The sequence below is a fragment of the Rhodococcus sp. KBW08 genome (genome assembly GCF_003852455.1).
GTDB lineage: Bacteria > Actinomycetota > Actinomycetes > Mycobacteriales > Mycobacteriaceae > Rhodococcus_F > Rhodococcus_F baikonurensis.
Window position 1 is genome coordinate 36,100 of record NZ_QAJJ01000005.1, and the last position, 13,233, is coordinate 49,332.

The following is a 13,233-nucleotide window of genomic DNA, read 5'->3' on the forward strand; positions in this document are numbered from 1 at the left end:
CCACTCAGGTACGACGTGCCGAATCCATATGGGATGTCACCAAGCTCCCCACACCATGAACTACCTCCGCCCAGACCTCCCCGGACCACAGCCAGTCACGCCGTACGGGGCTGAACCCTCACGCCCGAGTCACGGAGGTAAGCCGGGGACCGGACACGAGCCACGCCAGATTTATTCGTTCTTCTGGCATGCGAGGCGGGGCGTGACGGGACAGCTGCGATTACCTCGACCGATGGCCAGGTCGGCCTCTGTCAGGGCAGTGAACCAGGCTCAGCTGCAAAAAGTGGGTCAGTCATCAGGTGGTCCTGCGGCCATCGTCGCTGCCCACATGAGCTCGGCATCGCGTACGTCGATGTCCGGAGCGCCCCATCCCGTCACCTCGAACCCCCTGGGGCCTGCAAGGTCGGCCTCGGAGGGCGTCGAGAATCGGATCTCGAGCCAGGTCTGCCAGAGCACCCGTTCGGCGCGGTGCCGGGTGATTCTTTCGCTGACGATGGTGTCGATGCCCGCTGAGGCAGCGACGTCGTCGAGCGTGCGTTCACCGACCGCAAGGACACCACGCTCGAGCGTGATCAGACCTGCGGACCGCAGGTCCGCCAGGGCCGCGTATCCGGCTGAGGAACCCAGCTGCGCTGCAGCAAGCGCATCGTGGACGGTGCTGACTTGGCCGTTGAGAACCAGCTCGTAGATTCCGCGTCCTCGCAGGCCGAGCACGCTCCAGCTCGCATGAACTGGTGCGACATGTGCGCGGTCCAGCGCCACTCGATCGGGGCGGCGACCCGCTGCGGGAGTGGTTAGGGCATACCGGTCGGCAAGCTGACCTGCTCCACGAGCCACTCGAAGCACTGGCGAGCCCGGTGTATCGCGAAGCAGCCGCAATGCACTCCACACTGTGGATTCGGACATCAGCCCAGCGGCGTGGGACAGGCTGCGGCCTCCAACAGCCACCACAGGTACACCCTCGACCAATTCTCCGGCCAGAGCAGAGCTGTAAGCGAGGGCTTGCACGGTTGCAAGCAGAACGGGGCGTTGGCGGGATCCCGGAAATTCCTGGTTTATCCAAACCTGTGCGGCGGCAAGCCAGTTCCTACGGATCGGATCGTTCCGAAAGCAACCGTAAGAACCCTCCCCCCCTGTGTGCTTGTTCTTGTGCGTGACATCGCGGAATTGTGGTCCAACACTTGCTGCCCAGGCCAAGGCCTTGTCGACATCTCGTCGGAGGGCTGTCGCGATCGCTGTCGATGATCCGTACCGGGAGTAGGCGTGGCGGAGTCCGGCGAACGACTCGGTGGACAGCGCGGCCTGCAGGTCAGAGGCGCTGGCGCCACGGAGGACGGCGTGCGCGATCGCAGATTGGCGAGCCTCGGACGGCGTAGGCCAGCGGTCTGTGTCGATCTCGCCGGCGCGGGTGAACAACTCGACAGCGGCGGGAACGGGGGAGTTGCGGCGGTAGCTCGGATCGAGTCGCCGGCTGTCTCCGGTGCCGATGATCCTGTCCGCGAAAGACAGAGAAGCAGCAACCGTGGCGACGGCACTACGGCGTCCGCGACGGTGTTCGCTGCTGACGCCGCCGAGGAGAGCGACCATGCGGGCAACGACGCCGCGCTCTGATCGCAACGTGAATGCGTCGACGGCTTCCGAGAGGGTGCCGTCGAGCTGGCGGTAACCACCTTCGCGGCAGCGCGAGCCCGGGACGCTGATGCAGCCGTGCGCGGTCCCGAGCATCGGGGTCTTGTCGAAGGTCGGTAGCCGGGCTTCGAGCAAGGACAGGAGCAGTCGCACGTCGTCGACGCGGAGCGGTGTGTCGGTGGCAAGCGGAACCAGGATGTGGCGGCCGCCGCTGGTGGATGTGTCGGTGACAGCGCGGCCGCCACATTCATTCAGCCAGGCCAGAACTCGCGCGACGTCGGCGTCGACCTGGGCTGAGCCGTGGCGTTTGGCATCGAAGTCGAGGGCAAGCACCACGGTGCGGCCGCGGGCGTTGTACAAGGGAACCGCGGCGGGAAAGGCAGGTAGACGCGTCGTCAGAGCGCGTGAGGTGTCGAATTTTCCGTCGGTGCCGCACAGACGCATCGAGCGACGCGCAGCAAGAAGTGGAGACAGCTGTTTCCACACAGTCTCCGGTGCCGGCTGTCCGACACGCGAGAAAACTGGTTGTTGAATCTTCATCAGGGCACGACGTACCCTGGGCTTGTCCGTCAAGACAATCCCTTCGGGGATAAGATCGAGCTGGTAACTCGATAGACCCCCGGCCTAAACGTGCCGGGGGTTCTTCAATTTGTCGGCTAAATGGCGGCCATGGGGGATACAGCAGTCAGGCGCGGATAGTTCCGAACGCATTGGCATGTACGGGGATTCGCCATTTTGTCCCCGGGCCAACGCGCACCGCGCCCGGAATCAGGCCCCGAACCAGGTGTCGCTGCAGCGTGCGCAGCGGTATGCCAGTCGATCCCGCAAAATCCCGTGCGCTCACGAACCGTGGCAAATCGGATGAATTTCCATGTGCGCCAGCGGTGCCGCTTGTGTCATCCACGCCCATACCGTAACGGCCAGAGCGCCGCGGAGCAAGCTGAATTCCCTTTTGCGAGAACAGGTTTCGTGCGACTAACTCGTTGGACAAACTCGGGATCGCCCATTTTCGCAGGTCATTGCCGTCGTTGAATAACTCGCTCGAATAACACTACTTCTACAGTTGAGTACTTCGCCGGCGATCAGAGAATGATCCAAATTCGGCTGCGGCAGGGAAACCTCAACCGAGCATTTCTGCCAGAGCGTCCACTTCAGACACGTCTGTGTGGGCATATGTCCGCAACACCAATGTCCCGCCGTCTGCGTGGCCAAGCCACGCTGCGACCGCGGATGGCGTTGCCCCCGCAGCAATTAACCGCGACGCAGCGGTATGACGCGCAGCGTGGAGCTTGCGGTGATCCACCCCTGCGTACCGCAGCGCCTCTTTCCACCAGTCATTGAGAGTCCGGGGTGCTACTGCACTGCCGTCCCAGTGTGTGAGCACGTGGAGATCTCGTTCTCCGACCCACGCTTCACCAGCTCGCTTCTCGGCTATTTTCTGCCGTTCCAGCGTGCGCTGCAGAATGGTCAGTACCGATGCGGGCAGCTTCAATGATCGCCGCGCGCGGGCGGTCTTGCCATTCTTCTGATCGATCGTGCGGCCTGTGACACGAACCCGAGTCCGCATGGCCACCGTGATGCGGCCGGCTTCCAAATCGATTGCACTCCATCGCAGTCCGGCGAGTTCGCCGCGTCGCAGTCCGATCAGCGCCAAGTGGACCATGGGCGAATGGGCAACGGCCATATATTGAGGCGACCGCGGGCCGCCGACCAAAGGCAAATGCTCCCTGGAATGCATCGCTACTAGCCGGGCAACCTCGGCCTCACTGAGTCGGCTGGACAAGTCCAGCGCGCCCTCGTAGGTGTCGGTGTCATCCTTCTTTCGTAGCGGCTTGATGAACTGGATGGAATTTTCACTCAGCACGTTGCGCCGCTCGAGGTCCTTCCAGACGGCTTTGGTACGCGCGAGCATCGGATTGATCGAGGTTCTCTTCCACTTCCGCCCGCCCGGCCCGACACCACTAGCCAGGTCTTGTACGAGCTTCTCAACCTCGTTGTCACTGATCGTCCGCACATCGCGATTGCCGAACCGTTCAACCAGCGGGGCGAGCGCTGCTGTGTAGGCCGCGAGCGTTGTCGGGTTGATCCGCTGCGCGGCTAGCCAGCGCTCGACAGCGTCAGTCACCGTGACGACCCCGGCCTCGTCCGCCGCAGCCTGCGCGGCCGATTCTTTGAGTTTGTCTTGCAAGTCGTCGAGGAACTCTCCGGCAGCCTTCGAGGTCTCGAACCTCCTGCGCTGCTGAACTCGCGCGCCGTCTGGAGCAGGCACCCATACCCGGACCTGGTACCGAATGTCCCCGCTGGGCAGTTCGACTTTTTTGACGCCATTTCTCAAGGCCACGGTCGCGATACTAACGACTGCGTGTCATACCTGTGTCACATCAGTGCGGCGTCGGATCTTCCGACGTCAGGGGCGGTTATTTGAAAACCGCCCCTGACCTTGGCGGAAGCGGAGGGATTTGAACCCCCGGTGGGTTTAACGCCACGCTCGCTTTCAAGGCGAGTGCATTCGGCCGCTCTGCCACGCTTCCGTGGGCGATCCTATCGGGTGTTCCCGCGGACCGCGAAAACGGCTCCAGAGTCAGCGCTCGCCGATGGCTTTGTCGACCTTCTCGAAGACGTCTGCCAGCACGTCCAGTTCCTGGGGAGTCAGCAGATCGACCAGATTGTTCCGAACCCCGGCCACGTGAGTAGGTGCCGCCTCGGCGAGGCGACGCCTACCCTCTTCCGTGATCCGCGCGAGCACGCCGCGACCATCTTCGACGCAAGTGTCGCGCACGACGATGCCCTGAGATTCCATCCGCCTGATCTGGTGCGTCAGGCGGCTCCGCGAAGACAGCACGCCGTCTGCCAGGTCACTCATCCGCAACGACCCGTCAGCTGACTCCGAGAGCATGACCAAAATGCGGTAATCGGCCAACGACAGGTCGTGTGAATCCTGCAGTTCGCGGTTGAGAACCTCCATGAGGCGCTGATTACCGTCCATGTAACCGCGCCATGCACGCATCTCGCATGGCGTCAGCCACGGTGTCTCACCGTGCGCCGCCTGCGATGTCTCCTCGGTTGTCGCTTCAGCTGTCACAGGTTCCAAGTTTAGACCTGTGTCCGCCCGTCACAGTAAGACTCACCCTAAAGTCACGAATTGGACATGAGGATCGAGGAATCGATTTCGGCGACCGATGCCAGCCCCGCCAGCCCCATGGTGAGATCCAGGTCGGCCAGGAGACTGCGCAATGCATGACGCACTCCGTCCGCTCCGGCCAATCCCAACCCGTACACCCACGGCCGCCCGTACAGCACTGCGTCGGCACCCAAGGCCAGAGCCTTGATTACGTCTGCGCCACAACGAATTCCGGAGTCCATCAGGATGTCCACCTCATGCCCCACCGCATCAGCGACGGGACCGAGAGCGTCGAGCGCCGAAATCGACCCGTCGACCTGACGCCCACCATGGTTGCTCACGACAATGCCGTTGGCGCCGGCCGCAACGGCCTCACGTGCGTCGTCGGGATGGACAATTCCCTTCACCGCGATCGGAAGTGTCGTCCACTGGCGAAGTTTCGCGATATCCGCGATCCGCACCGCGTGATTGCCGAACAACGACACCCACGTCAGAACCGCGATCTGCAGGGCTTCTGCACTCTCCTCGGGAGGTGTGGCCAGTTTTGCGCGGAACACCGGATCCGACAGATAGTTGGCAATTCCCTTCGCCTGCAGGAACGGAAGGTGACCGAGCTCGAGATCCCTTGGACGCCAACCCATACCGGGAGTGTCGGCAGTCAGGACGATAGCCTTCGCGCCCGCCGTCTCCGCTCGGCGGACAAACGACTCCGCAAGTTCGTCGTCGGCCGGCCAGTACAGCTGGTACCACCAGTTCTCGCCGGAGGCCGCCGCTACGTCTTCGATGGTCGAGGATGCCGCCGTCGAGAGAATCGATCCGATCCCCAACTCGGCAGTGACCGAACCGACCGCAACCTCGGCGTCGTCGTGGACCAAGCCGAGCACGCCCACCGGAGCCGTCAGGATCGGTGCAGCCAACCGCGTCCCCAACACCTCGACGCTCAGATCGCGTGCGTCCGGCGCCGCAGTCCCCCGCAACATCCGCGGCACGATCGCATGCTTGTCGAACGCACGCAGATTCGACACCGCGGTCCGTTCGGTCGACGCGCTACCGGCGATGTACCCGAAAGCCTCTGGTGAGAGTTGCTCGCGCGCGGCATCTTCCAAGCCCGCCGCAGTCATCGGCAAAGCCGGCTTCACGCCGCTCAGTCCCGTCAGATAGATCTCGTTCTGCATGTTCCCGAAGTAAGTCACGTCCGCGACGGTAGCGGCAAAACACGCGTCAGCGGGGAGATTCGCTAGCGTCGTATCCATGTACGCCATAACGATCGATCAGCCCGGCGGTCCCGAGGTCATGAAATGGGCGCAGCAACCCGATCCCGAACTGCTTCGCGGGCACGTACTCGTCGAGGTCGCCGCGACCGCCGTCAACCGCGCCGACCTGCTCCAACGCCAAGGCTTCTACCCGCCGCCGCCCGGCGCGAGTGACATCCTCGGCCTCGAATGCTCGGGCGTGATCGTCGAACTCGGCGAAGACGTCACCGGTTGGTCCGTCGGCGACGAAGTCTGCGCACTGCTGGCCGGCGGCGGTTACGCCGAGAAGGTTGCGGTCCCGGCAACACAACTTTTCCCGGTTCCCGCGGGCGTCGATCTCCGAGTCGCAGCGTCACTGCCGGAAGTTGCGTGCACGGTGTGGTCCAACGTCGTGATGCGCGGCGGCCTACGACGCGGACAGGTCCTCCTCGTCCATGGCGGTGGCGGCGGAATCGGCACCCACGCCATCCAGGTCGGCAAAGCCCTCGGCGCCCGCGTCGCAGTTACCGCGGGTTCGGAGGACAAATTGAACCGCTGCCGCGAATTGGGCGCGGATATTCTCATCAACTATCGCGACAGCGACTTCGTAGCATCACTCGCCGAAGCCACCGACAACCACGGCGCCGACGTGGTTCTGGACAACATGGGAGCGTCGTACCTCGGGCGCAACGTCGACGCACTCGCCATGGACGGCCACGTCGTGATCATCGGAATGCAGGGTGGCCGCAAGGGCGAAGTCGACATCGCCAAGCTGATGGGAAAGCGCGGAAACATCACGTCGACGGGCCTGCGCGGGCGTCCGCTCACCGGACCCGGCGGTAAAGCGGACATCGTCGCCGACGTCCGTGCGAAGTTGTGGCCGTTGATCGCCGACGGATCGGTTCAACCGATCGTGTCGACCGAACTTCCGATCGCCGAGGCACCATTAGCCCATAAATTGCTGGATTCGCCGGAAACCGTAGGCAAGGTCATCCTCACCGTCACGTGAGCCGAGCGGGGTCGATCAGCCCAGGGCGCCGAGTTCGGCGACCAGCTGATTGATCTCGTACCGAGTCGTGTACGGCGCGAGGCCGACGGTGACCGCGCCGCCTTCGTCGTTGACACCGAGTGCGTCGAGCAGCCTGGAACCACCGTGCGTACCGCTGACCGTCGCGATGCGCTTGTCGGCCAGGTGCGCCGCGACCTTGTCTGCCGCCATCCCCTCGAGCGTGAAGCTGAGCGTCGGCACCCGCGTGGGTGCGCCGCCGATCACCATCACGTTGGGCAGGGCTGCGAGAGAACGCATGAGGTGATCGAACAGACCGTCCTGGTAGTCCTGCAGCGAGCTGATCGAGGTTTCGAGGCGCTCACGCCTGGTTCCCGTTGCCGATTCGTCCAAGCCCGCGAGGAAATCGATCGACGACGTGAGACCGGACAGCAGCGCGAACTGATGACCGCCCACCTCGAGTCGCTCGGCGCCACGTGCATACGGATTGAGCGACACGGCCGGAATTCGGTCGAGCAGTCCGGGATCACGGAAGACGAGCGCGCCCACCTGCGGACCGCCCCACGACGGCGCACTGACGGCAACGATGTCCGCTCCGAGATCAGCCATGTTCACATGCGCATATGGCGCTGCGCCGACGGCGTCGACCACCATCAGCCCACCGAATTCGTGCAGACGATCAGCTGCGGCACGGACGTTCGGAGCCGAACCGACGATCGGCGACGCGGCCGTCAGGGCCACCAAGCGAGTAGTCGAGGTGATGAGATCGTTGAACTGCCAACTCGGGAGCTCGCACGTTTCGATTTCGACTTCGGCCCATCGCACCTGAGCGCCGTAACGACTGGCCACACGGAGCCAGGGCGCGACGTTCGCCTCTTCGTCGAGGCGCGAGAGCACCAGACCGGTTCCGAGGCCCAACCGCGAACTCAGCGACTCGGCGAGCCAAGCCAACAACACCGCTCGGTCTGATCCGAGAACGACTCCCGCAGGATCTCCGCCGACCAGATCGGCGACAGCGGTGCGCGCACTCTCGAGAATGGCAGCACTACGACGGTTCGAGACGTGGCGACCGGAAGAAGAAGATGCAGAGGCACGGAACGCGGTGGAGACCGTCCGCGAGACGGCGTCCGGGATCTGCATTCCGGCCTGCGGATCGAGGTGGATCCAGCCGTCACCGAGTGAGGGAATCAACCCCCGTACGCGGGCAACGTCGTAAGCCATGCTCGACACTCTAGGTGCAGACGCCCGCTTAGTCGAAGGCAGTCACCCAATTACCCGCCAGTACAGTTATTCGATAGCTAACTTTTCGGGGGTTAAGCGGCGTTTGTCGCCCACACACGACAAGATGGAAGCATGACGAACCCCGACAAAGAGCAGGTACTCGTTATCGGACCCGACGGTCGACCCGTCGCGATGCCGACTGCCGAGCCAGAAGCCGCCACCTCCGGCACCACCGAAGGCGCGGAAACAGAAGCCGAGTCCGTCGCCGAGATGGTCGAGCAGCCGGCCAAGGTCATGCGAATCGGCACGATGATCAAACAACTCTTGGAAGAAGTGCGCGCCGCGCCGCTCGACGACGCCAGCCGTAAGCGCCTCAAGGACATCCACACGTCGTCCATCCGAGAACTCGAACAGGGCCTGGCACCCGAACTCCGTGAAGAACTCGAGCGACTGAGCCTCCCGTTCACCGACGACTCCATTCCCTCCGACGCCGAACTGCGCATCGCGCAGGCCCAACTCGTCGGCTGGCTCGAAGGACTGTTCCACGGAATTCAGACCGCACTGTTCGCCCAGCAGATGGCAGCGCGCGCTCAGCTCGAACAAATGCGTCAAGGCGCACTGCCTCCCGGCATGAGCATCGGGGCTCCGCATTCGCCTGCGCATCCAGACCAACAGAGCCCGGGAACCGGCCAGTATCTGTAACGGGCAGCGCTGCGTCCCCAGCTGAAGTCTTCACGGTGTTGCGCCCCGGTAGGCTCGGTGCTCGTGCCCGACTCCGCGAACTGAGCGGATTCAATCCCGGCGACGCCGAACCGGGGAGCCCGCCCAACCAGGCGCTCCACCGGATGCAAGGAGCAGAATGACCGAGAACGTCAGCATCGAAACACGCGGAGCGTGCGTCGACTTCCCGATCTTCGACGCGAAATCGCGTTCGCTGAAAAAGGCGTTCCTCGGTCGTGCAGGCGGCGCAATCGGACGAAACGACTCCGACGTCGTTGTCGTCGAAGCTTTGAGGGATGTGACGTTGTCCCTGAAGGAAGGCGACCGCATCGGACTCGTCGGCCACAACGGTGCAGGCAAATCCACATTGCTCCGACTGTTGTCCGGGATCTACGAGCCGACTCGCGGATCAGCCACAATTCGTGGCCGCGTGGCCCCTGTCTTCGATCTTGGGGTGGGTATGGATCCCGAGATCTCGGGATACGAAAACATCATCATCCGCGGAATGTTCCTCGGAATGACCCGTAAACAGATGCTCGCGAAAATGGATGAGATCGCAGACTTCACCGAGTTGGGCGACTACCTCTCGATGCCGCTTCGTACCTACTCGACCGGAATGCGGGTCCGAGTGGCGCTCGGTGTGGTGACCAGCATCGATCCGGAGATCCTGCTCCTCGACGAAGGCATCGGTGCCGTCGACGCAGAATTCATGAAGAAGGCGCGAACCCGTCTCCAAGACCTCGTCAAACGATCTGGAATCTTGGTTTTCGCGAGCCACTCGAACGAATTTCTGGCGCAACTGTGCGACCGCGCGATGTGGATCGATCACGGAACGGTCAGACAGTCCGGTGGAATCGAAGAAATCGTCCGCGCGTACGAGGGCAACGATGCCGGCGACCACGTCGCTCATGTGATTCGCGAAATGGAACGCGAAGATGCCGCGGCATCGGCGATTGCCGAAGCGAGCTCGGACGATGCCTGAGCGGATAATCGGCGTCGTCGTCACTCATCGGCGTCGTGAACTTCTCGCTTCGTCCTTGAAAGTACTCACAACCCAGACGCGCCCACTCGACCATCTCGTCGTCGTCGACAACGCCGACGAATCCGATGTCCGGACGCTCGTGGACAACTGCTCGATCCCCACCACGTATATCGGGTCGGCACACAATCTCGGCGGCGCCGGTGGTTTCGCCCTCGGAATGCTGCTGGCATTGTCGCTCGGTGCAGACCGAGTCTGGCTTGCCGACGACGACGGCCGCCCCGAGGGACCCGAGGTACTCTCGACGCTTCTCGATTGCGCAATTCGTCACAACCTGGCGGAGGTATCTCCCGTCGTCTGCGACATCTCCGAACCCGACAAGCTGGCCTTCCCGCTGCGTCGTGGGGTCGAATGGCGTCGACGACGTAGCGAGCTGGGTGAAGGTGATCTACTCCCGGGAATCGCGTCCCTCTTCAACGGTGCGCTGTTCACCGCGGAAGCGATCGAGACCGTTGGCGTTCCCGATTTGCGGCTCTTCGTCCGTGGCGACGAGGTGGAGGTCCATCGCCGACTGATCCGTTCAGGACTTCGGTTCGGCACATGCTTGCAGACTGCGTACCTGCACCCCGACGGCGCCGACGAATTCAAACCCATTCTCGGCGGCCGCATGCATACGCAGTACCCGGACAACGAGACCAAGCGTTTCTACACCTATCGCAACCGTGGCTATTTACTCTCGCAACCCGGGATGCGACGGCTCCTTCCACAGGAATGGGTGCGATTCGGTTGGTACTTCCTCGTCACCAGGCGTGACGTCTCCGGACTGCGTGAGTGGAAGAGGTTACGCAAGCTGGGTAGATCCGAACGCTTCTCTCGCATCTGATCGGGCCCGCTCGGCGACCGAGTAGGCTTGGCGGCTGTGTCTGCCCCAACCCTTGCCGACAAGGCCCCCATAGCGCCGGCGTCCCGCACGTTCGCGCGAGCAATCCAGGATCTGCGCGAGGGTCTCGGCCATCGTGAACTGTGGTTCCATCTCGGGTGGCAGGACATCAAGCAGCGCTACCGACGATCCATCCTCGGACCGTTTTGGATCACTATCGCCACTGGCACCACTGCAGTCGCGATGGGCATCCTCTACTCGTCATTGTTCAATCTGGACATCGCGGAGTTCCTCCCGTACGTCACTCTTGGCTTCATCGTGTGGAACATGATCTCCGGTGCCATCCTCGAGGGCGCCGAAGTCTTTATTTCCAACGAGGGACTGATCAAACAACTACCCACGCCGTTGAGCGTTCACGTGTATCGGCTGGTCTGGCGCCAGTTGATTCTCTTCGCCCACAACTTCGTGATCTACATCGTCATTTTGATCGTGTTCCCGAAACAGCTGTCCTGGACGGATCTTTCGTTCATTCCCGCTTTGGCGTTGATCGCGATCAACGCCGTGTGGGTTTCCCTGGTTTTCGGCATCCTCTCCACTCGGTACCGTGACATCGGCCCGTTGCTCGCGAGCGTCGTTCAACTCTTGTTCTTCATGACTCCCATCATTTGGACCGAGAAGTCACTGCAAGGCACAGCCAACGCTGAACGAGCACGAATCGCGGAGCTCAATCCCCTGTATCACTTCCTCGACATCGTGCGAACGCCGCTCCTGGGCGGGGACCAGCAGCTATACCACTGGGTCATCGTGCTCGCCGTCACCGTCGTCGGGTGGGGCCTGGCACTTCTGGCCATGCGCAACTACCGTTCACGCGTCGCGTACTGGGTGTAGTCACCTGTGTGTGGAAGGAACCATCTGCACGATCTGTAGGTGGTTCAGCGGTGTCGCTGTTTCGACAACGAACCCTCGCTCTGAAAGTTGCGTGAACAGTTCCGTGTCGATGAAATGGAATGGCTCGAAATTCCACACGACATTGGCCGTATGAAGTAGTGCCTCATAGCTCTGACGCTCACCGTCGGTGACGACCCACACGGTCTGGCAGCCCTGTGCCCGCTCGGCCGTCTCGTCCACTGAATATTCGGAATCCCATAGCTCGTCGATCGAGTTCGCATCATGCTCGAGGCCGACATCTCGCAAACCTTCGATCGAGTCGGGCCGCACCTCGGCGATAGCATGCAACGAACTCGGCGCCCAGGACACCACCGGTTGGAACGCGACGCAATCGCCCGCATTCGCATTGGCTTTCAGAAAATCCGCAGCCGTGCTGTAGTCCATCCCACCCGATTTTCCCCACGGCTCTCGCTGGCTGACGTACGAAGGTAGCGACGCCGCAGCAAGAAGTATCATCGCCGCCGAGGCCAGGACCCAGCTCGACGTCAGGCGGCTGATCATGACACCCAGCAGCAACGCCACACCTGGCGCAGTGAATATGACGTACCGATCGATGTAGATGTTTCCCAGGACGAACGAATACACGAGAAACAGCGCCATCGGGACCAAAATCCACACCAGTGCGACAGTCGACGCACCGCGATCCCCGACAGTCCACCGACTGCGTGCGAAGAAATAGCCCGCCGTCCCTGAAAGCACGATGATCCCCGCTACGACAGCAAACAAGGGACTCGAAAGGAACCATTGGTCAAGGGCAATCGTCGTGAAAATATGCCGGTCCAGCGGTGGTATCCAACTGACTTGCCTCGATTGTCCGAGCGACAGGGCGATCAACGGGGACACAAGCAGGACCGCGGACGCGGAAGCACCGACAAAACACAACCCGTTGAAGCGACTCCGCTTCGAATCCGCCTCCGGAATCACCTGGGCGCCGAACACCACGATGACAGCGTGTACCAGTAGCAGCGCGGCACTGTAGAGGAACAGCGCTACAGAGACAGCAGCCAACAAGCCGTACAGGATCCACCACGCGCGCTTCGACGTTCGTAGCGAACACACCAGCACCAGCATTGTGACCGTGGACAATGCCAGCACCATTGCATACGAGCGTGCCTCGGTGGCTGCCCAGGTAACTCGGGGAAGCACCATGAAGGTCACGCCGACAATAACGCCGAGCCTGGTACCCCCGAACATCCGCGCCAGCACAACCAACGCTGCCGTCGCGATTCCGACTGCCAGCCCACTCGGTGCTCGCGCAGAGAATTCCGATACCCCGAAAACCTGAAACCACCAGTGGATCAGCACGTAATAGAGCCCATGGACCGCATCCACGTGTCCGAGGGTGGCCAACGTCGAACGGATCGATCGGTCCGCCATCGAGACCGTCGCCGCTTCGTCCCACCAGAACGACGGACGACCGGACCACGCGACACCCACGACGGTAGCCGTGAGCCCCAGTAGAGCCGGCAAGCGCCACTGGGCTAACCTCTGCCCCAG

General features: G+C 62.5%; 11 protein-coding genes and 1 tRNA gene. 5 read left to right on the forward strand and 7 right to left on the reverse strand.

Translation table 11 applies throughout. The features are described from left to right. Positions 1-288: 288 nt before the first annotated feature. The 5 genes from DBV08_RS05775 to DBV08_RS05795 form a co-directional block, all read right to left on the reverse strand. Positions 289-2,169 carry a hypothetical protein gene (locus DBV08_RS05775; RefSeq protein ID WP_124566818.1) on the reverse strand — a complete coding sequence of 627 codons (1,881 nt, stop codon included), beginning with the start codon at positions 2,167-2,169 and terminating at the stop codon, positions 289-291. 580 nt (positions 2,170-2,749) lie between these two features. Next, entirely contained in the window at positions 2,750-3,970 is a 1,221-nt protein-coding gene (locus DBV08_RS05780; RefSeq protein WP_124566819.1) for a site-specific integrase, read from the reverse strand. A gap of 100 nt (positions 3,971-4,070) precedes the next feature. Next, positions 4,071-4,160: transfer RNA gene (locus tag DBV08_RS05785), tRNA-Ser, on the reverse strand. A 50-nt stretch (positions 4,161-4,210) separates the two neighbouring features. After that, positions 4,211-4,636, reverse strand: a complete 426-nt coding sequence (locus DBV08_RS05790) for a MarR family winged helix-turn-helix transcriptional regulator (RefSeq protein WP_020968140.1) — start codon at positions 4,634-4,636, stop codon at positions 4,211-4,213. Positions 4,637-4,764: 128 nt separating this feature from the next. Then, a complete protein-coding gene (locus tag DBV08_RS05795; protein ID WP_124566820.1) occupies positions 4,765-6,003 on the reverse strand; it encodes an alpha-hydroxy-acid oxidizing protein in 1,239 nt (412 codons plus the stop codon). On the opposite strand from DBV08_RS05795, the gene DBV08_RS05800 reads away from it, so the two are divergent. Then, complete coding sequence (locus DBV08_RS05800; protein ID WP_124566821.1) at positions 6,002-6,991, forward strand: NAD(P)H-quinone oxidoreductase; 990 nt, start codon at positions 6,002-6,004, stop codon at positions 6,989-6,991. The two genes, DBV08_RS05795 and DBV08_RS05800, sit on opposite strands and share 2 nt — an antisense overlap. Positions 6,992-7,006: 15 nt before the next feature. Here the strand turns inward: DBV08_RS05800 and DBV08_RS05805 are convergent, their stop codons facing one another. Next, positions 7,007-8,209 (reverse strand): cysteine desulfurase-like protein, encoded by a 1,203-nt coding sequence (locus DBV08_RS05805; RefSeq protein WP_124566822.1) that lies wholly within the window; start codon positions 8,207-8,209, stop codon positions 7,007-7,009. Between the two features lie 132 nt (positions 8,210-8,341). Here DBV08_RS05805 and DBV08_RS05810 point away from each other — a divergent pair, with 132 nt between their 5' ends. From DBV08_RS05810 to DBV08_RS05825, 4 genes are all read left to right on the forward strand, one after another. Continuing rightward, positions 8,342-8,911: a bacterial proteasome activator family protein gene (locus tag DBV08_RS05810; RefSeq protein WP_124566823.1), complete on the forward strand. Its 570-nt coding sequence runs from the start codon at positions 8,342-8,344 to the stop codon at positions 8,909-8,911. A gap of 157 nt (positions 8,912-9,068) precedes the next feature. Further along, positions 9,069-9,911: an ABC transporter ATP-binding protein gene (locus tag DBV08_RS05815; RefSeq protein WP_095969513.1), complete on the forward strand. Its 843-nt coding sequence runs from the start codon at positions 9,069-9,071 to the stop codon at positions 9,909-9,911. Beyond that, a complete protein-coding gene (locus DBV08_RS05820; RefSeq protein WP_095969512.1) occupies positions 9,904-10,791 on the forward strand; it encodes a glycosyltransferase family 2 protein in 888 nt (295 codons plus the stop codon). The genes DBV08_RS05815 and DBV08_RS05820 overlap by 8 nt, the downstream gene beginning before the upstream one ends. A 36-nt stretch (positions 10,792-10,827) precedes the next feature. Then, positions 10,828-11,676, forward strand: a complete 849-nt coding sequence (locus DBV08_RS05825; protein WP_095969511.1) for an ABC transporter permease — start codon at positions 10,828-10,830, stop codon at positions 11,674-11,676. Here DBV08_RS05825 and DBV08_RS05830 read toward each other — a convergent pair whose 3' ends face one another. Beyond that, positions 11,677-13,206: a glycosyltransferase family 39 protein gene (locus DBV08_RS05830; protein ID WP_240952572.1), complete on the reverse strand. Its 1,530-nt coding sequence runs from the start codon at positions 13,204-13,206 to the stop codon at positions 11,677-11,679. It lies immediately after the preceding gene. Positions 13,207-13,233 lie beyond the last annotated feature (27 nt).